This is a genomic window from Okeania sp. SIO2F5 (genome assembly GCF_010692685.1).
GTDB classification, from domain to species: domain Bacteria; phylum Cyanobacteriota; class Cyanobacteriia; order Cyanobacteriales; family Microcoleaceae; genus Okeania; species Okeania hirsuta.
This window is the reverse complement of the sequence record NZ_JAAHGU010000092.1, coordinates 1-23,672: the sequence shown is the minus strand read 5'-3', so window position 1 is coordinate 23,672 and position 23,672 is coordinate 1. Positions and strand designations below refer to the sequence as shown.

22 protein-coding genes are annotated in these 23,672 nt (G+C 35.2%); 16 read left to right on the top strand and 6 right to left on the bottom strand.

What is annotated here, in order from left to right; genetic code table 11:
- The first annotated feature begins 388 nt into the window (after positions 1 to 388).
- The 6 genes from F6K27_RS22835 to F6K27_RS22810 all read left to right on the top strand — a co-directional run bounded on the left by F6K27_RS22835 (position 389) and on the right by F6K27_RS22810 (position 5,744).
- A complete protein-coding gene (locus F6K27_RS22835; protein ID WP_124155416.1) occupies positions 389 to 1,318 on the top strand; it encodes a 2-oxoglutarate and iron-dependent oxygenase domain-containing protein in 930 nt (309 codons plus the stop codon).
- A 313-nt stretch (positions 1,319 to 1,631) separates the two neighbouring features.
- Entirely contained in the window at positions 1,632 to 2,336 is a 705-nt protein-coding gene (locus F6K27_RS22830) for a bifunctional 2-polyprenyl-6-hydroxyphenol methylase/3-demethylubiquinol 3-O-methyltransferase UbiG (RefSeq protein ID WP_287278397.1), read from the top strand.
- 11 nt (positions 2,337 to 2,347) lie between these two features.
- On the top strand, positions 2,348 to 2,512 hold the full coding sequence (locus F6K27_RS22825) for a hypothetical protein (RefSeq protein ID WP_168186734.1): 165 nt from the start codon (positions 2,348 to 2,350) through the stop codon (positions 2,510 to 2,512).
- Positions 2,513 to 2,634: 122 nt separating this feature from the next.
- Positions 2,635 to 3,999 carry an NAD(P)-dependent oxidoreductase gene (locus tag F6K27_RS22820; protein ID WP_287278396.1) on the top strand — a complete coding sequence of 455 codons (1,365 nt, stop codon included), beginning with the start codon at positions 2,635 to 2,637 and terminating at the stop codon, positions 3,997 to 3,999.
- 60 nt (positions 4,000 to 4,059) lie between these two features.
- Positions 4,060 to 4,797 (top strand): sulfotransferase family protein, encoded by a 738-nt coding sequence (locus tag F6K27_RS22815; protein ID WP_287278395.1) that lies wholly within the window; start codon positions 4,060 to 4,062, stop codon positions 4,795 to 4,797.
- A 164-nt stretch (positions 4,798 to 4,961) separates the two neighbouring features.
- Positions 4,962 to 5,744 (top strand): SDR family NAD(P)-dependent oxidoreductase, encoded by a 783-nt coding sequence (locus F6K27_RS22810; RefSeq protein ID WP_287278394.1) that lies wholly within the window; start codon positions 4,962 to 4,964, stop codon positions 5,742 to 5,744.
- Between the two features lie 1,222 nt (positions 5,745 to 6,966).
- Here F6K27_RS22810 and F6K27_RS22805 read toward each other — a convergent pair.
- The gene (locus F6K27_RS22805) at positions 6,967 to 7,164 is read right to left on the bottom strand and encodes a hypothetical protein (protein WP_287278393.1); all 198 of its coding nucleotides are present in this window, start codon (positions 7,162 to 7,164) and stop codon (positions 6,967 to 6,969) included.
- 164 nt (positions 7,165 to 7,328) lie between these two features.
- Between F6K27_RS22805 and F6K27_RS22800 the strand changes: the two genes are divergently transcribed.
- The 6 genes from F6K27_RS22800 to F6K27_RS22775 all read left to right on the top strand — a co-directional run bounded on the left by F6K27_RS22800 (position 7,329) and on the right by F6K27_RS22775 (position 13,459).
- A complete protein-coding gene (locus F6K27_RS22800; RefSeq protein ID WP_124147428.1) occupies positions 7,329 to 7,643 on the top strand; it encodes a hypothetical protein in 315 nt (104 codons plus the stop codon).
- Positions 7,644 to 7,921: 278 nt separating this feature from the next.
- On the top strand, positions 7,922 to 9,448 hold the full coding sequence (gene psbB / locus F6K27_RS22795) for a photosystem II chlorophyll-binding protein CP47 (protein WP_287278392.1): 1,527 nt from the start codon (positions 7,922 to 7,924) through the stop codon (positions 9,446 to 9,448).
- 183 nt (positions 9,449 to 9,631) lie between these two features.
- Entirely contained in the window at positions 9,632 to 9,727 is a 96-nt protein-coding gene (locus F6K27_RS22790) for a photosystem II reaction center protein T (RefSeq protein ID WP_011613950.1), read from the top strand.
- Between the two features lie 168 nt (positions 9,728 to 9,895).
- A complete protein-coding gene (gene nrdR / locus F6K27_RS22785; RefSeq protein ID WP_287278391.1) occupies positions 9,896 to 10,453 on the top strand; it encodes a transcriptional regulator NrdR in 558 nt (185 codons plus the stop codon).
- Positions 10,454 to 11,253: 800 nt separating this feature from the next.
- The gene (locus tag F6K27_RS22780) at positions 11,254 to 12,558 is read left to right on the top strand and encodes a 30S ribosomal protein S1 (protein ID WP_287284537.1); all 1,305 of its coding nucleotides are present in this window, start codon (positions 11,254 to 11,256) and stop codon (positions 12,556 to 12,558) included.
- Positions 12,559 to 12,724: 166 nt separating this feature from the next.
- Positions 12,725 to 13,459 (top strand): HAD family hydrolase, encoded by a 735-nt coding sequence (locus tag F6K27_RS22775; RefSeq protein WP_287278389.1) that lies wholly within the window; start codon positions 12,725 to 12,727, stop codon positions 13,457 to 13,459.
- A 50-nt stretch (positions 13,460 to 13,509) separates the two neighbouring features.
- Here F6K27_RS22775 and F6K27_RS22770 read toward each other — a convergent pair whose 3' ends face one another.
- Together F6K27_RS22770 and F6K27_RS22765 are read right to left on the bottom strand one after the other, a co-directional pair.
- On the bottom strand, positions 13,510 to 13,647 hold the full coding sequence (locus tag F6K27_RS22770; RefSeq protein ID WP_161564700.1) for a hypothetical protein: 138 nt from the start codon (positions 13,645 to 13,647) through the stop codon (positions 13,510 to 13,512).
- On the bottom strand, positions 13,619 to 13,687 hold the full coding sequence (locus F6K27_RS22765; RefSeq protein WP_338043253.1) for a hypothetical protein: 69 nt from the start codon (positions 13,685 to 13,687) through the stop codon (positions 13,619 to 13,621). Before F6K27_RS22765 ends, F6K27_RS22770 begins: the two co-directional genes overlap by 29 nt.
- Positions 13,688 to 14,484: 797 nt before the next feature.
- Here F6K27_RS22765 and metK point away from each other — a divergent pair.
- The 4 genes from metK to F6K27_RS22745 all read left to right on the top strand — a co-directional run bounded on the left by metK (position 14,485) and on the right by F6K27_RS22745 (position 21,448).
- Positions 14,485 to 15,744 (top strand): methionine adenosyltransferase, encoded by a 1,260-nt coding sequence (gene metK / locus F6K27_RS22760; protein ID WP_124147213.1) that lies wholly within the window; start codon positions 14,485 to 14,487, stop codon positions 15,742 to 15,744.
- Between the two features lie 738 nt (positions 15,745 to 16,482).
- A complete protein-coding gene (locus tag F6K27_RS22755; protein WP_287278388.1) occupies positions 16,483 to 17,034 on the top strand; it encodes an RNA 2'-phosphotransferase in 552 nt (183 codons plus the stop codon).
- Positions 17,035 to 17,247: 213 nt separating this feature from the next.
- The gene (locus F6K27_RS22750) at positions 17,248 to 18,453 is read left to right on the top strand and encodes an AAA family ATPase (protein WP_287278387.1); all 1,206 of its coding nucleotides are present in this window, start codon (positions 17,248 to 17,250) and stop codon (positions 18,451 to 18,453) included.
- A gap of 826 nt (positions 18,454 to 19,279) precedes the next feature.
- Positions 19,280 to 21,448, top strand: coding sequence for a PAS domain S-box protein (locus tag F6K27_RS22745; RefSeq protein WP_287278386.1), 2,169 nt, complete (start codon positions 19,280 to 19,282; stop codon positions 21,446 to 21,448).
- A gap of 27 nt (positions 21,449 to 21,475) precedes the next feature.
- On the opposite strand, the gene F6K27_RS22740 is transcribed toward F6K27_RS22745, so the two are convergent.
- The 3 genes from F6K27_RS22740 to dut form a co-directional block, all read right to left on the bottom strand.
- On the bottom strand, positions 21,476 to 21,721 hold the full coding sequence (locus F6K27_RS22740) for a VWA domain-containing protein (RefSeq protein ID WP_287278385.1): 246 nt from the start codon (positions 21,719 to 21,721) through the stop codon (positions 21,476 to 21,478).
- A gap of 197 nt (positions 21,722 to 21,918) precedes the next feature.
- A complete protein-coding gene (locus tag F6K27_RS22735; RefSeq protein WP_124147208.1) occupies positions 21,919 to 22,473 on the bottom strand; it encodes a dCMP deaminase family protein in 555 nt (184 codons plus the stop codon).
- A complete protein-coding gene (gene dut / locus F6K27_RS22730; RefSeq protein ID WP_192901209.1) occupies positions 22,470 to 22,898 on the bottom strand; it encodes a dUTP diphosphatase in 429 nt (142 codons plus the stop codon). The genes F6K27_RS22735 and dut overlap by 4 nt, the downstream gene beginning before the upstream one ends.
- Positions 22,899 to 23,672 lie beyond the last annotated feature (774 nt).

Genomic DNA, 23,672 nt, shown 5'->3' with positions numbered 1-23,672 from the left:
GTGAAAGCTACCCAAGAAAAAGCTAACTACATAGCTTTAGCGATCACGTGCAGCCAGTTTTACCTAGGATGTTGATTCTGATAATTTTTCCACCCCGAAAAGTTATGCAGCACTACTCCTGTTTCTCTCTATGAACAGGAGCTTGTTAAAAGTTTCGCTCGGGTACTGTTTTTGAATTAGTCTTAGTACTTTTAAGATAGCCCTTATTACTTCCATAATAGGGCAAAAGAGTCAAACAGGAAACCTGATAGAATCAACTCCCTAGGTTTTACCAAAACCTTAACTATTTTCTAGTAATAGAGGAAAGCAAAAATTAGCTAACTCTATGGTTTTTATTGTGGCAATTCAGACGTAAACTTGAACTATATAGGTAAATAAAATTGATTCTATGAAAAGTCTGCCAATTATCTCCTTATCAGAATTAGAAAAAGCTAGACCTCAAGAAATCAAAAAATTGTACGATGTTTGCTACGAACATGGTTTTTTCTATCTTAGAGAACATGGAGTTTCTAGAGAAATAATCAATCGAACTATTGAGGCATCCCGGAATTTTTTTGAACTACCTGAAGATGTTAAATTAAACTACCGTCAAGATATCCAAAAAGTTTATCCCAAAACTTGCAGGGGTTACGTTCCTTTGTATGGAGAATTTCTGAATAAAGAAATTGGGTTTGACCCCAAACAAGTTTTCGATTTAGGTATAGAAAGACCTCTATCTGAGGAACCTTTTACCGGTCCGACAGTTATACCTGATGATAGTGTAGCTCCAGGTTTTGCTAGTTCTCATTATCAGCTACAAAAAGAAATAATGACAAAGGTAACTCCTAAATTATTAAAAGGATTAGCCTTAGCTTTAGGATTAGAAGCAAATTTCTTCGATCGATATTTTACAAAACCGACATTAATCCAGCGCACGATTTATTATCCTGCGGGGATGGGAAAAGCAGGAAAACATACTGATAATGGCATATTTACAGTTTTAATTCAAGAATATTTTCCCCAGCCTTCTTTGAGAGTTCATACTAAAGAAGAATGGATAGATGCTCCCTGCGTAGAAGACGCTTTTGTGATTAATTTAGGGGATCTGTTGCAAATGTGGACAAAAGGTTTATTTGTCAGTACGCCCCATGAAGTATTTCATAGTAATTCTGATGCAACTAGAATATCAATTCCCTTCTTTGTTTATCCTAATATTGATGCAATAATTGAACCATTTGGTACTACTGAAAAAATTAGTTCTAAAGAAGTAATGTTGAAGAACTTTGTGTCAATTTGGGAAACCCATGAAGGGGCAGGTAGGGCGAAAGAATTAGTTTAATTATAGATAGATAAAAATTATTGAGTTTCCACAAATTAAGCTTTAATATAGCAATCCTGTTTGAGTCGTTTCAAAGATTTCATTCTCTACTATAAATTGGATTACCTTCAAAATAATTATGGTTTGCTGAAAAAGGACTTTTTCAGGAGTAGGGGCAGTAATTTTTTTGCCCTACTCATGCCCAAAATGATAACTTTTTGAGCATGAATAGCTGAAAAATAGGCACTTTTTCAATATCTAAAAAGGCACTTACCTTGATCTGTAAATGCTTTGATATTTAATCAGCAGAGGAATAATTAATGAGAATAAATGAATGATTAATGAGTACATTGGGATAGCCAATTACTATGACAACCTATTAACAAGTGGATACTTTAACTATGATTCCCTTAGCAATATTTTGTACAACTTACTTGGTGCTAGAAGAAAAGTTTTAGATATTGGTGTAGGAACTGGATTACTGACTGAAAAAATGCTTTATTTGGCAAACTATAACATTGTTGGCGTTGATTTTTCTCCCCGAATGTTAGAAATTGCTAAGAATAGATTAGCAAATTTAAATGTTAGGTTGATTTGTCAAGATATTACGGAATTTGAAACTGAGGAAAAGTTTGAAGCTATAGTTTCAACTGGAGGTGTTATTTGTATATTGGAAGAAGATGGAGAATATAGAATTTCTAGCCACATAATCGATCCAGAAAAAAATCAGCAGTTGCTGGCAAAGTTACACAGTCAGTTAGACGAGGGTGGATTATTAGCATTGGGAATTCAGGGAGGTCATACCAGCTATAAAAAGGAAATTAAAGATGAGATTTTTTATGAGCAGAAAATCAAGAAGGAGGGAAATTATCTTGATAAATGGTATGTGTTTTCTCAAGCTAATGGGGAAATTCTCAGCGAGCAATTTTGCCGTTTTTATGTTTTTGATGGAGGAAAGACAACTCAAGCGCTGATTGATGCTGGATTTAATCAAGGATATCAGATTATTGATAGCAAGTTTTTAGTCAGCTACAAATAATTATAGTAACTATGAGACAATTAATGAAAGCTGTTATTCTAAAAGGGTATAGAGAAATGGAAAAACTGGAATATGCCCAAGTACCAAAACCCATTCCTCAACCGGGAAAAGTCTTAATTAAATTAGTTGCTTCTTCTATTTTACCGAAAAATTGCGGTTTAAAGCCTCCCCTTTGAAGGGAATAATAAATAAAAAGATTCCTTTGAGTCAATCCTCTTCTTTTCAAGGAGAGGTAATTATTAATTATTAATTGTTGAAAACTACCTTTCTGAGATTGAGCGTAAAGCCGAAAAATGAATTGACTTATTTAACAAATAATCTTAAAGTAAGTGAGAAAAAATTTGAGATGAAAAACAAAGCTACAGTTGCTTATATTGGAACAGGCCATATGGGACGACCTATGATTTTTAAACTCTTAGAATTAGGGTATCCTGTGCAAGTTTATGATAAATATCCAGAAGCAGCTAAAACAGTAATTGAAGCTGGAGCAGTTTGGTGTAATAGTCCCCAAGAAGTGGCTCAGAATGCTGATATTGTGATCACTAATCTACCTTTACCCCATCATGTTACAGAAAATATATTAGGGGAAAATGGGGCTTTGAATGGAATGAAAACTGGCTCGATTTGGCTTGATTTTTCAACTTCAGATTATCATAATACCAAGTATATTGCTGGGGAAGCTAAGAAAAAAGGTGTTTATAGTCTAGAAGCTCCTGTGAGTAATTTATCCCACATGGGGGTAGATTTTGGTAACATGAGTTTTTATGTTAGTGGAGATAAAGAGGGGTTTGACGCTAGTCAGGAAGTTTTGAATGATGTAGGCAAAATATCCTTTTTCGTGATGAGTAAAATTGGTGAAGCACAAGCTGTGAAGCTTTTGACTAATTTACTGTGTTATACTGCTATAGTTGTTTTGGGGGAAGTGCTGATCATTGCTAAAACCTGTGGTATTCCCTTAGATTGGATGTGGCAGTTTATGAAAGCATCCCAAGCTAATAGTTTTGCAGCAGAACAAATATCTCCATTTATCTTTGATGGCAGTTACGACAATTCCTGTAGTTTAGAAATTGCAGCTAAGGATAGTGATTTAACTGTGAAATTAGCTGAAGAATTCAATGTTCCTTTACCTTTGGGAAAAATTATTGAGGCTAGATATCGGCAAGCTGGAAAGACATATAAATTTTCTGAAAATTATATCATTGTAACTAAATTAGTTGAAGATGAGAATAACATTGATTTGAGAATACCAGGATTTACAGCACCTTCCCCCTATGGTTTAAATCGGAACTATGTTTATTCTAATGAGTTTGTTAAAGATGATTTTGGTCGGATAAAACCTCATCCCTATAAATTCAACTATGATAGACCTCAGCATAAATTACAAGATCCCTTAGAAGAAATTGCTCAAACTCTAACAGAGTTAATGGCATATATCAATTACCTTATTTTACAGGAGGCTTATAAATTAGGTCAGAATATAGGATTAAGTCAAGACTTATTAGTTGATGTTATTCGCTGGGGTTGTGGAAGTAGTTGGGTGTCTGACAATGAAAATTCCTATCAACCTAATGATAGAATAGTTGCCAAATTTAAAGACTATAACTTCGATCAAAAAGTCAATATTCCCACAATTAATAAGATAATTGCTGTGTTAGAAGAATGAGATAAGCAAGACAAAATTAAGAGATTTTAAACTAAAGTAAACTAAGCAGGATATTAAAAAATGAAAAAAATATTAGCTTTGTGGGCAGTGCCACGGTCAACTTCCACTGCATTTGAGCGTATGATGCGAGAAAGAGGAGATTTTGTCGTACATGATGAACCTTTTGGAAAATCTTTTTACTACTCCGAAGAGCGTTGTGATACAACTCGTTATCCAGATATAGAACCAGATGCCCAATACAATTTTAGTTGTATTTTGGAAAAATTAAAGCAAGAAAATGAAAAGCAACCAGTCTTTATTAAAGACATGGGTTATCAAGTTGAACCTGTAGCTAATCAAGAGTTTTTGTCTAATTTTAATAATAGTTTTCTGATTAGAAATCCAGAAAAAATGTTGCCATCTCTCTTTAAAAATTGGTCTGATTTTACCTTAGAAGAAACTGGATATGCTCAACTTGATAAGCTGTTTGAAATGGCTAAAGAAATTACTGGAAAAATACCAGTAGTAATTGATTCAGATGATTTAGTAAAGAAATCTAAAGCAACTGTTAAAGCCTATTGTGATGTTATAGGTATACCATTTATTGAAAAAGCTTTAGAGTGGAAAACTGAGCCTCAACCTGCAATCAATCAATGGGAAGGGGGATGGCATAATTATGTATTATCTAGTCAAGGATTTAAAGAAAGGGAAAAGAAAGATTATGCCAAAATAGAAGATAGCGAACATCTAAAGCAAGCTTATGATTTTTGTTTACCTTACTACCAAAAACTCTACGAAAATCGCTTGCAGATTGAATAACAATTTTAAGCATTTCCTGCGAAATGCTGGAAAGATACAACTATATTTTATTTGTCTATCTCCTGACTTCCCCTCCTGGGAGGGGTTAGGGGTGGGTTAACTGCTTTGACAAAAAACCGCACCTTTGTAAAAATACTAAATGGCTTCTATAATTCTTGAAAAATGTGAATCAAGCAAAATTTCTAAAAAATCGCGTAGCAATAGTAACAGGTGGTACATCTGGCATAGGTAAAGCTATTGCTATTGCTTTAGCTCAAAGTGGAGCTAATGTAGCAGTCGGTTCTCGTTCTGCTACCACGAGTTCATGCCGGGATGAAATTGAGTCACAAGGTGTTAAAGCTCTAGTAATGAATCTGGATGTATCCTCAACTGACTCAGTCCAGGCTTTTTATGATACTACAATAAAAGCATTTGACAAAGTTGATATTCTTGTCAATGCGGCAGGAATTGCTTATGAGCATGAAATGTGCAATCATCCTGACGAAGAGTGGTATAAGGTTATAGATATTAACCTCAACGGTATCTATCGCACTACTAAGCTATGTTTTCCAGGAATGATAAAACGGAAATGGGGTCGTATTATTAATATTGCCTCGACTTCTGCTTCAGTAGGTGCTCCGCTTCACGCTGCCTACTGTACTTCTAAAGCAGCAATTCTTGGACTGACTCGCTGTGTCGCTTTGGAAGGCGCACCTTATGGAGTATCTTGTAACTCAATTAGTCCAGGGTGGGTAGAAACTAAATTAGCTGAAGGGATGATAGGACGACTTGCTAAAATTGAAGGTCGAACTGCTGCTGAATACTTAGAGGAAATCAAGCATAGCTATCCTCAGAAGAGAATTATACAACCACAAGAAGTTGGCAAACTAGCAGCTTTCCTTTGTCGTGATGAGGCATTGGGTATTACAATGGAGGATATAACAATATCAGCAGGTTCCCTGTGGTGAAAAAATTTGGATTGATAGCAACGTTGAAGTATTTGTCAGTTGGAAAACAGGTGATGGAAATTGGTTTTTCCCTTGTGGCGATCGCTCTAATTGCTACATGAATAATGGTAAACTTCTAGTGCAAAAAGGCAGAAGGCACGAGGCAGAAGGCAGAAGGGAAGAAAGGTTATTGTACAAGCTTTTGAACCTTTTTTAACTGGTTAGTTATTTCCGCCATCCTGCACTAGTGATATCAAATCTGGCATTATGGATAACACTGCGGGCGACTTCCACTGTACTTGACTGTATGATCCAGGAATGAGATCAAATCCGGTAGCATCGGTGTAATTAGATGGGGAGTAGGGGAGTAGGGGAGTAGGGGAGATCGAGAAATATTTGGTAATGGTTGAAGATGGAACATTTTTTTATACCGAATTAAAGGGATTTGATATGAAGAGTTCTATATATTTTTTTTTATAACCTCAGGACTTACCCAAAGACATTATATATAGCACCTACTAATTTAGCGATCGCCTCAAGATTTCAGGACTCAGGCAAAAATGCAGTATAGTGCATAACAAATTTGGGGATTTCTGAGGCTTTCGCTCCGCTTTTCATGTCGCGAAGCGAAACCGAAATGTTAGTCGATTTTTAATCAGATAGCCTCAATTTACTAACTAAATCCCCAATCTTGAAAAAGTTAAATAACTGTCATTTTTAGAGCTGATTTGTAAACTTAGCTAAAACCTTTATGTAATCTAACTCTCAGGAATTTAGGTCTTATTGGGCTATAACTCCTAAAACCCTTGTATTGCAAAGAATTAAGTCTCTTAATATTTGCTTTATAAATCAGCTCTTACGGTTGGATATTTCAGTTCCTAAGTGAGATATTTTCACAATAACCAATTCTTAATTTGATAAATAATTTTTCCTAAATTATATGCTAAATTCTTCAGATGATTCACTCGGCAGTATTGCACAAGCAATGTGATTTTTTTGAATTTGTGTAGAACTGCCTTGACAACATTCAAGTCTAGTTAGTTGCTTGAACTCCCTGTGAAACTCCTCAATTTTACACCTAGTTTGATACTCAAATTATACAGCCTCTTTCAGAGGAGCTACGCTATCATCTATAGCAGATTTATTGAAATCATTAGTCACAATAAATTCTGTTCTGTTATTAACAGTACCCCGAAATAATTTGACTATCTTGAGTTAGAATTACGCACTCGCTTTTTTATCCCTAGGAAAACCCTTGATTTTTATGATTTTTCCCGATAATAATTCCCCTTGAATCCAACTTAATGTTCCCAGATTTTGATATTTTTTTTACACCACCAGTATCATCGACTAAACGATTACTCTTGAGAGGACAATAATAAATCTGACCTAGATTATCAATTACAGCCATCAGTATTTGAGTAGCAGATAAACTATCCATTAACACTATTTTAAATTGTATTTTCTTTTTCTTTACCAACTAAACTTAAGATGTACGCTATATGCAGGGTACATCTTAAGTCCTGAACCTTTTAAGTTGAAAACATAAAGAAGGTTTAATCTTTGATAAACTTTCTGATAAATTACTCAAGTTTAGAAAAGTCTGTGAAATACTTCTTCTTATCAGAGGGATGGGCCGTAGGTAGAGTTTGGACTGTCGGCGGTCTCTGGAGTGAAACAGCTTGGAGACGAGCACCAGATATTGAAAAAATGAATCTTTGTATTTTGGATAAAAATGAAAAAATGTGGCTGCATCGAGTCGAAGATCCAGTATTGATGGTAGAGATTTATCCCACTGCTGAAGCTCAAAAGTCTGTTTCTAGTCAGAATATTGGCAATGTGGTGTTGACTCGCTTGATTAATTCTGAAAAAGTCTTGGAATATCTTTGTACTACCTCAGCCATCTGTCAAATCAGCTAAAGTCATTAGGCTTAAGTTGAAAGTCAAAAGTTGATCTAACTGAATATTCATCATCAACTTTTTCCTTTTGTAATGTTTGCTTGCTATTAACTTAAAAACTCTATACAATTCTTGAAATAGTTTTAATTTTTATGCTCCTATTTGAATAGAATTGGCCATGTTGTCAGTAACTATATTGACTATTGGACTAAAACTAAGACAATTTTAGACAAGAGCATAACAAACAAAAGAAAAAAGCTTTCAGAATAGACATCACTTAATTAGGAGGAGTGTAGTCAATGGGACTACCTTGGTATCGAGTACACACAGTTGTTCTGAACGATCCAGGACGACTAATTTCCGTGCATCTAATGCACACTGCTCTAGTAGCAGGTTGGGCTGGCTCAATGGCCCTTTATGAACTAGCAATCTTCGACCCTAGCGATCCAGTCCTTAACCCAATGTGGCGTCAGGGAATGTTCGTTATGCCATTTATGGCACGTCTAGGTGTTACCCAATCTTGGGGTGGCTGGAGTGTTACTGGAGAAGCCGCTACTAACCCTGGTTTCTGGTCTTTTGAAGGTGTAGCAGCAGCTCATATTATTCTTTCTGGTTTGCTGTTCCTAGCTGCTGTATGGCACTGGGTTTTTTGGGACTTAGAGCTGTTCTTTGACCAACGTACCGGAGAACCTGCTCTAGACCTACCAAAAATGTTTGGTATTCACTTATTCTTATCAGGTCTACTCTGTTTTGGCTTTGGAGCCTTCCATTTGACAGGAGTATTTGGTCCAGGAATGTGGGTATCAGACCCCTATGGATTAACGGGTTCTATTCAGCCAGTAGCCCCAGCCTGGGGACCGGAAGGGTTTAACCCATTCAATGCTGGTGGCATTGTCGCCCACCACATTGCTGCTGGAATTGTGGGAATTATTGCTGGTTTGTTCCACCTATCTGTAAGACCACCAGAACGTCTCTACAGAGCATTGCGGATGGGTAACATTGAAACAGTCCTCTCTAGCAGTATTGCAGCAGTTTTCTTTGCAGCCTTTGTTGTGGCTGGCACAATGTGGTACGGCTGTGCGGCTACCCCTATTGAATTATTTGGCCCTACTCGTTATCAATGGGACAGCGGTTACTTCCAGCAAGAAATTGATCGTCGCGTTCAATCTGAAATAGCAGCAGGTAAAACTGCTTCAGAAGCTTGGTCAACTATTCCTGAAAAATTGGCTTTCTACGACTATGTTGGTAATAGCCCTGCCAAAGGTGGTCTTTTCCGTGTAGGCCCAATGAATGATGGTGATGGTCTTGCTCAAGGTTGGCTTGGTCATCCAGTATTTAAGGATAAGGATGGCGAGGAATTATTTGTGCGTCGTCTACCAAACTTCTTTGAAACTTTCCCAGTTATCTTGACCAATGCTGATGGTGTAGTCAAGGCTGATATTCCTTTCCGTCGTTCAGAATCAAAATATAGTTTTGAGGAGAAGGGCGTAACAGTTAGCTTCTTAGGCGGTGAACTTAATGGTCAAACGTTTACTAAAGCGACAGATGTTAAGAAGTATGCTCGTAAAGCTCAGATAGGTGAACCTTTTGAGTTTGACCAAGAAACTTTAGGCTCTGACGGTGTGTTCCGGACTAGCACTCGTGGATGGTTTACTTATGGCCATGCTTGTTTTGCTTTGCTATTCTTCTTCGGTCATATTTGGCACGGATGTCGGACATTGTTCCGCGACGTATTCGCAGGTATTGACCCAGACCTAGAGGAACAAGTAGAGTTTGGTCTATTCCAGAAATTGGGTGACCTAAGTACTCGTAGGAAGGAAACTTAAAGCGAATGTGGTTTAACAAATAATAAAGGTAAACCACTAAGACAACTAGGTATCTCTCATCTTCAAATTTTCGATAAAAGTCCAACGACTACTTTGATAAAAGTTACAAAGTATTTTCGTTGGACTTTTATTTACGTTAAGCTGGTAAACTAATATAGAACTGGATCTTCAGGAAATTCCCTTATGGAAAGTGCAGCTTATATATTAGTATTGGCTTTGGCCTTGGGTGTGATATTTTTTGCGATCGCCTTCCGCGATCCTCCCAGAATTGGAAAGTAATTAGTTTTGATCGGTTGATTATCAAATAAATTGCTTTTTTTATGAAAAATGAGTGCTGAGTCCTTAACCCAGTACTCATTTATTCTAATTTTTAAATAAATTATCATTGGCCTAAATTAGGCTAAAATATTCATGTCTAAAACTATATGTCTGAGAAATTTTTAAAGTATGCGATGTCCAGTGTGCCAACATACAAATAGTCGTGTTCTAGAGTCGCGTTCAGCTGAATCTGGTAAGAGTATCCGACGCCGACGGGAATGTTTGGACTGTCAGCATCGTTTCACGACTTATGAAAGAATAGAGTTTGTTACAGTAACAGTGATTAAAAAGGACGGTAAAAAAGAGTCTTTTGACAAGTTGAAATTACTCCGAGGTATTATCCGCTCCTGTGAAAAAACTGGTATTGAACCTGCTGAACTCGAAGCTTTTGTAGATGAAATTGAAGTTGAACTACAGGGTAGATCCCAGAGAGAAGTTACCAGCGCTGAAATTGGTGAAATTGTTCTGAGTAAATTAGTTCACATTAGTGAAGTTGCTTATATCCGTTTTGCCTCTGTTTATCGTAAATTTCAAGGTATTAGAGATTTTGTAGATACCTTAAATCATCTCCAAAATCAAAAAAATAATTTAGATTTTAATTCTACTTCCCTAGAAAGTTCTGAAATTTCTCCGAAACCAGATGCTGTTGATTGTGAAACGTCTGCTTCCTTTGCCACCTCATCTTAAACTGAATGATGATAACTATAGCAGTAAGTAATTTCAAGATATTTTGATATTTTGGAGCTGAATTAATTAAAAGAATAGTGGATCTATCAGTTAATGTGGCCTCAAGCTTACTTAGAGAAAAGAATTAGGTAATTTAAGCGAACCAAATTATTAGAGACTGGGTTAAATAGTCTGCAAGATATTGGTCCTAAATATATACAAAACAATTGGTTAGGACTGTTTGTATAACAAGTGGTTAATGAAAAACCAATCTTAAAGTTTATGGTAAAATAAATTGTTTCGAGTAATAATAGTAGATTAGGGTTAGCTTTTACTAGGTAAAATCTATATTCTATATGATATTCTTAACCAGACCAGAGGACTTTAATATTCTAGGTGAAGTTTAACTGTGAATGAGACTGACCTAAATTTAATGAAGTGAAAGCCCATAACCAGGCAAGAAATATTAGCCAAAAGACTCTAAAGGTCTTAATAAGAGTTGATGTCCTGGCAGTATAAGAGCTTTGTAATTAATATCTAGGTACAAAAATGCCTAAATTTATATACGCTCTAATGACATTAGGGTTTTAGCTCTATTGATAAATTTGATCTGAGAGTTCCTTACTTAAATTATACAAAAAAATTGGTTATTCTATGAAACCATGATTTTGTCAAGGAGAGTTTTGCCTAATAATATAACCTATAAAATATTAATTTAGACAGGCTAAACATAACCTAATAGCTCCTATTTTTTGGTGAGGGGAAAACTATCAAGGCCAGTAAAAAACATTAAGGAGAGAAATCCCAAGAAACTATAACGCATGACAAATTTGAAAACACCCGCCAAAGAAGTTGGCTTTACTCATGAAGATTTTGCAGCTTTACTAGATAAATATGACTATCACTTTAGTCCTGGAGATATTGTAGCAGGAACAGTGTTTAGCATAGAACCAAGAGGAGCATTGATTGATATTGGAGCAAAAACTGCTGCTTATATCCCTATCCAAGAAATGTCAATCAATAGGGTCGAAAACCCTGAAGAAGTTATACAGTCAAATGAAACAAGAGAATTTTTTATCTTAACAGATGAAAATGAAGATGGACAGTTGACTTTATCCATCCGACGAATAGAATATATGCGGGCTTGGGAAAGAGTCCGACAACTACAAGCTGAAGATGCAACAGTACGATCACAAGTATTTGCAACAAATCGTGGTGGTGCTTTAGTTAGGATAGAAGGACTGCGTGGATTTATTCCTGGTTCGCACATTAGTACGCGTAAACCAAAAGAAGATTTACTTAACGAAGAATTGCCTCTGAAATTCTTAGAAGTAGACGAAGAACGTAATCGCTTGGTTCTAAGTCATCGTCGCGCCTTAGTTGAGCGGAAGATGAATCGTTTAGAAGTGGGAGAGGTAGTTATAGGAGCAGTTCGTGGTATTAAGCCCTATGGTGCCTTTATTGATATTGGTGGTGTTAGTGGCCTATTGCACATATCAGAAATTTCTCACGATCATATTGAAACTCCTAGTAGTGTACTAAAAGTCAATGATGAACTAAAAGTTATGATCATTGACCTAGATTCTGACAGAGGCCGAATATCTCTGTCAACTAAGCAACTAGAACCAGAACCAGGGGCAATGGTCAAAAATCCACAACTGGTATATGACCAAGCAGAAGAAATGGCGGCTAAGTTTAGAGAAAAAATGCTGGCTGCACAACGGGGAGAGACGATTGAAGAAACAGTGGAAGCGACAGTAGAAACCACAGAAGCGCCTGAAGTTGAAGCAGCAGTAGAAACCACAGAAGCACCTGAAGTTGAAGCAGCAGAAGCACCTGAAGTTGAAGCGACGGTAGAAACAACAGAAGCACCTGAAGCACCTGAAGTTGAAGCGACAGGAGAAACCACAGAAGCACCTGAAGTTGAAGCGACAGGAGAAACCACAGAAGCACCTGAAGTTGAAGCGACAGGAGAAACCACAGAAGCACCTGAAGTTGAAGCGACAGGAGAAACCACAGAAGCACCTGAAGTTGAAGCGACAGGAGAAACCACAGAAGCACCTGAAGTTGAAGCGACAGCAGAAACAACAGAAGATGAAGAAAAATCAGCAGCAACTGTAGAATAAGTAGATTGAGGTTAGTAGGTGAATAGGGAGTAAATAAAAGAATAAGTTAGAAAATAACTAAATCAAAAATAACTTATAACTACTCCCTATATCCTGCTGACTTGATATTCTTAATCAGAATAAACTCTAGTAATAATTAAAAATATATTTTTCCCTATTTGAAAGAATGGTAGCTATTAACTGCCGAGATGTAATATTCCCAGATATTCAAGCAATAATTTTTGATAAAGATGGCACTTTGGAAAACTCCCAAGAGTTTCTCAGAAATTTAGGACAAAAGCTGGCTCGCCTCATCGATGCTAAAATTCCAGGAATTGGAGAACCATTACTAATGTCTTTTGGGATTGATGGACAAAGTCTTAACCCGACAGGATTAATGGCCGTTGGAAGTAGGCGAGAAAATGAAATTGCAGCAGCAGCTTATATTGCTGAGACAGGTCGAGGATGGTTAGAGTCACTAGCTATTGCCAAAGAGACTTTTGAAGAAGCTGAAAAAATCATGGAACAGTCTGAACCTTCTCCTATATTTATAGGAAGTCTGGAAGTGCTAAAGTATCTCTGGGAAAAGGGTATAAAGCTGGGCATATTATCTGCAGCTTCCACAAAAGCAGTACAAAATTTTGTCAAATACTATCAACTCAAAGATTATATCCAACTAGAAATGGGGGTTGATGATAGTCCAAGTAAACCAGATCCAGAACTATTCTTACAAGCTTGCCAAAAATTGGGAGTTACACCAGATAAAGTATTAATGGTGGGAGATTCTCCTATGGATATAGAAATGGCTAAAAAAGCAGGAGCAGCAGGTTGTATCGGAATTTGTTGGGGCAAGTCAGAAGTTAACTATTTACAGGGAGCAGATGTAGCGATCGCCCATTTAGAAGAAATCAAAGTATTGTAAATAGAAATTAAGTAAGTCGGTGAAAAAAAACCAAAGTATGTAAAGAAATTTTAAGCAGTTTGATTTGAGTAAAATTTAAAACGTTCCGTACTGTAGTTTCCCTTTTCTCCCCTAGCTTGAATACCGTCAATTACTGCATAAGCAAGATCTAACTTGTCATCAAACATTTGACCTGATAGATAATTCATCTTTCTTGAGATGCTTCCACTCCAGCTCAATTGGGTTCATTTCTGAGCAATACTTAGGTAAAAAGAATATATACAAGTCGCGACATTTACTTGGCTACGAGATTAATTAGGGTTTGCTGAAATTATATGAAAGCATTGACTGATATTGCTAAAAGCAATTTTTAGTCCCCAAATTGTAGCAGCTTTGAGGTCAAAAAGGCGCAAAAAGTTAGCAGAAAAAGTTGAGTAGGACAGAAAAATTAAGAGATAATTGTTACTTCTACCTCCTCTATAACTCCCATTCCTCCTGACTCTTAACTACTCCCTACTCCCTACTCCCTACTCCCTACCTTCACAAAAAGACTTTTGAGCGCAAACCCTAATTAGGGTTTACCGACCGAATCTAAAAGCACTGATATATATAAAGTTTTAGCCTTTTTGGAGCGAAAAAAAGTGCCAAGTTTTCAGCTTGAGTGACCAAAAAGTTAGGACTTTGGGCAGACAAGCACAGAAAGATACAGGTAAAATGATTCTTCCTACTTTCTCTTTCTCCCTATCCTCCCCACATTTCCCACACTCTGCTTTTTTCGGCAAACCCTAATTATTTGTGTATTTGCATAACCAACGCCTGTTATAGTAGAAAACAACTTTTAGCTTAGAGACTGTAAAAAGTAATTTAGAATTTTCTGCTTCTGGCCAAAAAAATGTATTGACAAGTAAAAATAATCTCAGGTGAGGCCGTTTAAAATCATCCGACTTCACAGATAGTAGAAAGTAGTTATTTTTTACAACCTTAACTCCCTAAGCTGAAGTTGATTGAACGGCTAATCCCTGGAAAAATATTAGGAGGAACTACTATTGTCTAGTCGTTACTTATTCACTTCTGAGTCTGTTACTGAAGGACATCCAGATAAAATTTGCGACCAAATTTCTGATACTATTATAGATGCTCTACTGACCCAAGACCCTCAGAGTCGTGTAGCTGCTGAAGTAGTAGTTAACACCGGGTTAGTCCTAATTACTGGTGAAATTACCACTAAGGCCCAAGTAAATTACATAGAATTAGCTAGAAAAAAAATTGCTGATATTGGCTATGTTTATGCAGAAAATGGTTTTTCTGCAGATAGTTGCTCAGTATTAGTGGCTTTAGATGAGCAATCTGCAGACATTGCTCAAGGAGTAGACAAGGCCCAAGAAACTCGCGAGCAGTTAAGTGACGAAGAACTTGATGCAGTGGGTGCAGGAGACCAGGGTTTGATGTTTGGTTTCGCCTGTAATGAAACTCCTGAATTAATGCCTTTACCTATCAGTTTGGCGCACCGCGTTTGTCGTCAACTAGCGGCAGTTAGAAAAACTGGTCAACTTTCTTATTTACGGCCAGATGGCAAAAGCCAAGTTACTATTGCTTACGAAGATGGTCGTCCTGTTGGTATTGATACAATTTTAATTTCTACCCAACACGCCGCTACAATTGGGGAAATTACAGAATTATCAGAAATTCAAGCAAAGATTAAAGAAGACCTCTGGAAGTATGTTGTGGAACCTATATTTGCAGATATAGAGATTAAGCCAGATGCACAAACTCGTTTCCTTGTCAACCCCACTGGTAAATTTGTGATTGGCGGTCCACAGGGAGATTGTGGTCTTACAGGACGTAAAATTATAATTGATACTTATGGTGGCTATTCCCGTCATGGTGGAGGAGCTTTTTCTGGTAAAGATCCTACAAAAGTAGATCGTTCCGCAGCTTATGCTTGTCGCTACATAGCAAAAAATATTGTCGCAGCAGGTCTAGCAGAAAAATGTGAAGTTCAAATTAGTTATGCGATCGGAGTAGCAAGACCGGTGAGCATGATGATTGAAACTTTTGGTACTTCTAAAGTAGATGAAGATAAGTTACTAGAGGTAGTTAAAGAAAACTTTGAACTTCGTCCAGCAGGAATTATTCAAACTTTTAACCTCCGAAACTTACCTGCGGAAAGAGGAGGCCGTTGTTACCAGGATGTGGCTGCTTATGGTCACTTAGGGCGTAACGACTTAGATTTACCTTGGGAGCAAATAGATAAGGTAGAGTTACTGAAGGAAGCATTTAGTCCACAGTTAGCCTCTATAGTATAATAAGTGTCTATAGAGTTTGAACTATAAATAATATCTGATTTTGAGCAACCAAGAGAACTTTCTTTTGGTTGCTATTTTTTGACAGTCTCACCGTTAAATCTCCCGTTAGAATCGCGAGATTCTTGTATCACAGATTCTTCGCTAGGTAACAAATTAAACAAATTAAGTTGCACCCCCGTCAGACTATCTCCACAAGCTTTTTCTCCGACCGTGTGCCCCAGAAAATCTCCTGTCAAGTAGGGGTGAATGGCCAGGAAGCTACTGCTGCCTTGATTATCCCTAATATCATGTTCGGATAATCAGTTATAAAAAACCTTCTGCCTTCTAACCTTGCTCTTTCCCTTCTGCCTTCTGCCCTCTGCCCTCTGTCTTCGATCCACATATATGATAAGTATTCAACCGAACATAATATAACATTCTTTTTCCCAATTGGTATTAGCTCATCGAAGTCAAAAAGATTACATCATTTTTACCTATCCTTGACAATTTTTGTATTTTTAATGTAATATACTTGTCTTACAAAAAAGTACTTTTGTATTTGATTTGCTAGACAATATAAACTATCCTAATTTGCTCAGTTGAATAAGTAAAAATAAATATATTAATTGTCAAAAAATAACGAATTATAAGAATAGACTTCTGGCAAAAGTTTTAATTAAATCAATTCAAGATCTTAAATCAACAATTTCATCTCCCTATTCCCTATTCCCTAACTTCTGCAAGAAGTCTAATAATAATATGAATGATTATCGTATAGAAAAAATCAGCAAATATCTGAGCTGGGTTTTGAGACATCGCCCGGATAAAATAGGTATAAAACTTGATGCCAATGGTTGGGTTGCCATTGAAGAACTGTTGAAAGCATCTCAAAATCATAACTTTTCTATAACTCAGATAGAATTAAATGAGGTTGTAGAAAAAAATGGTAAAAAACGCTTTTCTTTAGACTCTACTAAGACTTTAATTCGTGCTAATCAAGGACACAGCTTAACAGTTGATTTGCAACTAGAAGCAATAAAACCTCCAGATATACTTTATCATGGCACAGGAAATCATTTAGTTGACTTGATTAAACAGACTGGTCTACAAAAAATGTCGAGACATCATGTTCATTTATCAAAAGATATTAATACTGCTATAAATGTCGGGAAAAGAAAAGGAAAACCAGTAGTATTTGCTGTAGATGCAAGTGCTATGTACAAAGATGATTATAAATTTTACTTTTCTGCAAATCATGTCTGGTTAGTTGATGAAGTTCCCTCACAGTATTTACAAATAATGAGAAAATAATAAAAGTAATTAATCAAGTATCAAATTAATTATGAAAGTTGAATACTGAATGAGATAAAGACTATTTTCAAAAGGAATTTATTTATCTTTTCTTTTGCGGGTTTAATACCTCATACCTCACCTGCGGTACTCAAAATTATTTGGGGTTAGAATCCATAAGCAATTTTCCCTCCTGACTCCTGACTCCTTCTTCAAGTAGATTTTTAACAAAATATGGGAACAGAATATTTCGGCAGCAAAGAAAATTATCAACAAAATAATCCTCAAAATAAAGGTTTATTAGGAGCTGGTTGGCGACCACTTAACCGAGATTTTGATTGGGAATATCTATGGCACTTATTATCTAACGATCCTTGGGAACTCAGTCAAAAAACTCTTGATATAGTGAGCGATCTTGCTGATGCTTTGGGTCGTCATCAATTTGCTTGGTGGGCGAATATATTAAATGTTTTTTCGGAAAATACACGATATGAATTTGATGAGTTTTGGGACTATATAACTCCTCAACCTCCAGCTCCAGATTATCGTTATCAAGATGTATTGAGTGTAGAAACACCTGTGATACGCACTATTACTAGAGACACTATTGCTATTGAGTATGTTCTCAATAGACTACAGGAAATTACTATTTTTAAAATACTTGATTTATTGGGTAAACCTGACATAATTACCCAGTCATTCATGGAAAGAAATTTTTACTATCCGATAGAAAGATTTATCAGTTGGCAAAGTCTAGAAACTTTAGGAACAGTATATGCTTATTGGTCAAAATATTCCTGTTGGTTACAAATAGAATCTTATGATAAAGGTAGACGTTACTACAGTTTAATTGCTAAAGATATAGCACCACTTGTAAGAAAATCAACCTATAATATGGCAGTGATGGTAAGTGGTTATCAATGTCGTATAGGACAGGTTCAAAGTCAATTTCCGATCGATACATTTCCTCAAAATATTCAAAATTTTACTGACACGGTACAACAAGCAATTCTAGAACAAAATCAATTAGCTGTATTAGTAAGTGGAAAACCAGGAACAGGTAAAACAGCTTGGACTCAAGCATTAGCAAAAGAAGTTCTAGTTCCTTTAGGATATGTAATTTTTATATTAGATCATGATGCAGTAGAAAATTTTGTACCACCAGCATATCTAGAACAAATTTGTATTATTATTAATGAGGCAGATAATTTAGCTCAGGACCGCTCGCTTCAAGCTGCACAAACTAATAATAAAACAGAACATATTCTCAGTTTGCTAGATGGTACTTTATATCAAAGTGTCGTAGATGAATCAGGGATTTATCTGAAACAGAAATTAGTTGTTTTAATGACCTGTAATACTAAAGAAAGGCTAGATCCAGCTATTTTACGCAAAGGTAGAGTAGATTTAATGTATGAATTTACTTACTGCTTTGTGTAAATTTGCGTAAAATGTAGTTTGGTTTATAAAGTTTTGATGTAGACTTTAGTTTCTACACAAAAGGTTGCTAAAATATCTTAAAGAGGAGAATTATAATTCTAAGTGGAAAATATACTTAGAATTGAGTTTATAAATGTTTACAGGTAAAGTAATCATAAAAATTTGAAAATAAAAAATATAGGATTTTTTTTATTGGCTTATTGGCAAGAATTAATAATATATTAAAAAGTCCATTTCAATATTTATTGTTCAGTATAAAAATTTCAAACCTGTATTTGATTAAGTTACAAATAACTATGTATTAGTGGGAAATTACCAAAAACAATAAATGTAGCTTAAATTATATTCAACCATCTATACACTTAATATTCAGGTAATTGATGTGGCCTATTTATGAATTTTAGATTGAATCAACTTTTTTTTGTAAGCATTTCCTGCAGAATGCTGACGGCTGAATGCTTACCTTTTTTTTGACAACTTCCTGAAGTAAAAAAAAAGATACAGAAAATAGAAAATAATTCTGATAGTCAATCTATTTTGAGAGTGATTTTTGCTTTTTTATTTCGTAGTTATTATATTTTTGATTTACTTATTTCATATTCATAACTTTTGAATTTATGAAGAAGTCTGATAAATATTTTTCTGATTCTTCTATTTAAAAAAAATCATAGTTAACTTCTCCAACTGAGATATTCTTAATATAAAAATTAACTATTAATTAAGATTTGACAACTTGCATTTATAGACAAGTTAGTTTTAAAAAGATGATAGTCGAGGTGGTGAAACCAATCATATTCAACACCCCCTAATTTATCAAACTGAGATTATGTACAATCTGACAGTACAAACAGCAAATCAGACTAGGGAAGAAACTTCAAAAATGAAACAAAGGCCAACAAAAGCAACAAAAGCAACTAATGATGGTCATTCAACCCTTCCCCAGAGTCATCAATATCCAGAGATACATGGAAGTCACCATCAATTATGCCAATTCATCAAACACATACCTGTTGCTATAGCAATGCTAGACAAAGAAATGTGCTACCTGGCCACTTCTGGGATGTGGTTACAATATTGGCAACTTGAATCTGATCAAATTATTGGTAATCAACATTCTCAGCTATTCCCTAATCTCCCAGATTCTTGGCATCAACAAGCTAAAAAATGTCTACTGGGTATCATTGACCAATTTGATTTAGAACATCTAACTACCGTTCCTGCTTCTAATGGATTGATACAATGGGTAAAATGGAATGTCAAATCTTGGCATACAGATAAAGGTATTATTGGTGGTCTGATTATATCTACAGAGGAAATAACACCAGACAAACAACTTCAACAACAACTAGAATTAACTCAGTTAGCAACAGATAATGCTGGTGATGCTATTTTCTGGATAACAATTGCTGGAAAAATATGTTATACAAATAAACAAGGCTGTAATTTTCTTGGCTATTCCGAATCTGAACTACTTGAACTAAGAATTCATGATATAGACCTAAAATTATCAGTAGAAGTTTGGCAAACTCATTGGCAAGAAGTTAAAAATCAAAATTATTTGAGATTTGAGTCTAATTTTATCACAAAAAAAGGCAATATTTTACCTGTAGAAGTTAATGTTAATTATTTAGAATTTCAGGGTAATGAATATCAATTTGCTTTTGTGCGTAACATTTCTCAGCAAAATAAAATTAATCTACATTTACGAGAAGCTAAGGAACAATTGCAAGCGGTTTTAAATGCTGTACCAGGATTAGTTTCATGGGTAGATGCAGATTTACGATATATAGGAGTTAATCAACATTTAGCTAATGCCTATAATTTACCCATCAAAACTTTTATTAATCAAGAAGTAGGATTTTTGCAAACTAGCCCAGAATTTAATGATTTTGTTTATGAATTTTTTGCTAAACCAGATTGGAATTATGCCAAAGAAGTAAAAACCAATGTTAGAGGAAATACTAGAACTTATCTAATAGTTGCTCAAAAATATTATCGCGATGAAGTATCGTTACCATCAGCAGTTTTTGTCGGTTTAGATATTACAGAACGTTTAGAAATGGAGGCTTCACTACGCAATAGTCAGGAAAAATTTCGGCAACAAGCTTATCAATTAGAGCAAACTTTGCAGAAACTAAACTCGACAACTACTCAGTTAATTCAAAAGCAAAAAATGTCTTTCTTAGGACAGCTTATTACAGGTATTGTCCATGAAGTGAATAATCCTATTAATTTTATTTCTGGCAATATTTTTCATGCGATAAATGATGTTAAAGATTTGTTGTATTTAGTCAATATCTACCAACAAAATATTCCTCGCCTTTTGCCAGAAATTGAGTCAGAAATTGAAGATATAGAACTAGATTTTATTCAAGAAGATTTGCCAAAATTATTAGACTCAATCATGGCCGGAGCAGAAAGAATTGGAGATGTAGTCACCTCACTCAAACAGTTTTCTGCAGTAGAAGAAGAATCTATAAAAACAGTAGATATTCACAAAGGTTTAGAAAGTACACTTTTAATTTTACAGCATCAGTTTCAAGGCAAAGGAGGTTGTCCTGATATTAATTTGATTAAACAATATGGGAGTTTACCAAAAGTAGAATGTTATCCTGGACAGTTGAATCAAGTCTTGATGCACATTTTAACTAATGCTATTGATTCACTGGAGGAGAAACACAAAGATTTAGTAGCAAAAAATATCAGTCATCAACCATTTGAGCCACAAATTTTAATTAGTACAAAAGCAAAAGATTATTCTGTAGAGATTGCTATTTATGATAATGGCCATGGCATGACTAAAGAAATATCTAATCGTATATTTGAACCTCTATTTACTACTAAACATACGGAAAAAAATATAGGTTTAGGTTTGTCAATCTCTCAAGAATTAATTGTTGAAAAACATCATGGAAAATTGTACTGTAATTCTCGATTTAGAGAAGGTACGGAATTTATAATTGAGATTCCTATTAAGTTCGGTCATTCAAGTTAGAAAGGAAAACAAAAGTATTTTATTTAATCAGGTTAAATATTCATTGACAAATCCAGCAGTGGAACCTCCTGCTTCGAGGTTATTATTAATTGCTGTGATAATTTTCTCTTTTTCGTTGCCTTTTGTAGGTGGTAAAACTACTCCTGCTGCTCCAGCATAAACAACTATTGAAACAGTATCTTTCTCTGTTAGTTCACCTACCAACAATTGAAAATATGATTTGATTAAGGGTAGTTTATTGGCAGTATTCATAGAACCATAAACGTCTAACAAAAAGACCAAGTTATATCATGTCCGATAGCATCGGTATTGTATAGCAAGGGTAGGGAACACTTAACTGGGAACAGGGAACAGTTTATGCTTCCTTTTATGGATATATTGGTAAATCCCTTTGGCGGAACATTGCCACAGCGGACACTCAGGCACAGATTACTTTTAACTTTTAACTTTTGACTTTTAACTTTCAAAAATTATTCTTCCTCAAGTTTAGAAGATTTAGCAACAGAAGTAGGAAAAAGTAGAGATGTTGCTGCTTTTTTAGCAATTGTTTCTGAGATGGAAATTTGCTTGAGAATAACCAAACCTTCTTTAATAAACATATCCCTTAAAGCTGCCTTTTCTCCACTATTAAAAGGAGTCTCATAAAACACTTCTTTAATTCCAGCAGAAATAACTAATTTCAAACAATAAATACAAGGTTCTAGAGTGACATAAATAACTGAACCATTCGTAGAAATGCCATGTTTTGCAGCTTGAGCAATAGCATTAGCTTCTGCATGAACAGCACGAGATGGTAAAACTTTACTAGCATCACAACTACTTAATTCAGGATAACAAAAACCTTGACTTGTACAATGTGAAGAACCAGAAGGAGGACCATTATAACCAGTTGCCAAAACTTGTCTATCTTTAACTATTACCGCCCCCACTGGAAAAGCTAAACAAGTTGAGCGAGTAGCAGCTAATTTAGCAATCATTAAAAAATATTCATCCCAGGTCGGTCTTTGATATAATTCTTCTGTCATATTCCTGTTGAACCAAATCCACTAATATCTCTTTCAGTTGTACTTAATCGATCGACTTCTTCTACCTTAACAGATAAGACTGATGCTATAACCATTTGAGCTATTTTCATTCCTTTAGTTACTTTAAAGGAATTTTTACCATGATTTATCAGAATTATTCCTATTTCTCCTCGGTAAGTTTCATCGATAGTTCCGGGAGTATTTAAAACAGTAATTTGATGTTTTAAAGCTAATCCACTTCGCGGGCGAATTTGTGCTTCTGTTCCTGATGGTAATTCTATAGAAATACCTGTATGAATTAATGTGCTTTCTCCAGGATTAATAGTTAATTCATCAATAGAAAATAAATCTAATCCGGCATCTCCTTTATGAGCGTAAAAGGGAATAATTGCTGATTCATCTAACTTTTTAAATTTCAGTTTTATCATTTTTAATTGACCTGATTTAATTTTGAATTTTGACTTTACTTTCTTTAATTCTTACTTTGGAATTTTGAATTTTGACTTTAAAGAGAATAATTGCCTATTCATCTAACTTTTTAACTTTCAGTTTTATCATTTTTAATTGACCTGATTTAATTTTGAATTTTGACTTTACTTTCTTTAATTCTTACTTTGGAATTTTGAATTTTGACTTTAAAGAGAATAATTGCCGATTTATCTAACTTTTTAACTTTCAGTTTAATAATAGGAAATAGAGAGCTTTGTTAATATATGATACCTTGATTTATACCTGTATGGAGACCTCTCTGCCAACTCCCCTCTAGCTCACAGGAGAGTCTTTCTCCCGCTTCCTTCTTCCTCCCTTTCAAAGCGAGATGGAAGGGGGTTGGGAGGGTTAGGTTTTTTAATTCATATTTTCAACCTTGACACGCCAGTAATAGATTGTTTCATCTAAAATGCTGCATTACTTTAAAAAGATTTTGCAGGAGATGTATTTTTGACAAAAAAGATGATTTATGACCTAAAAAATCATATCAAAGCTACTCCCGAATCACTCCTGAATTATTAATTCAGACTTCTAAAAAATTCCGTAGTCATTCATAACAAAGACTTATAAAGTAAGTATTGAGACTTACACAACTTAACTGGTAAAATTAGACTATAATGCTTGTAAATCAATAATTTTACGTCGAAGCGATCGCTACGGGACTTACACAAAATTTTAGAGCTGCCGAAATCAAGTAAATATTAAGGGGC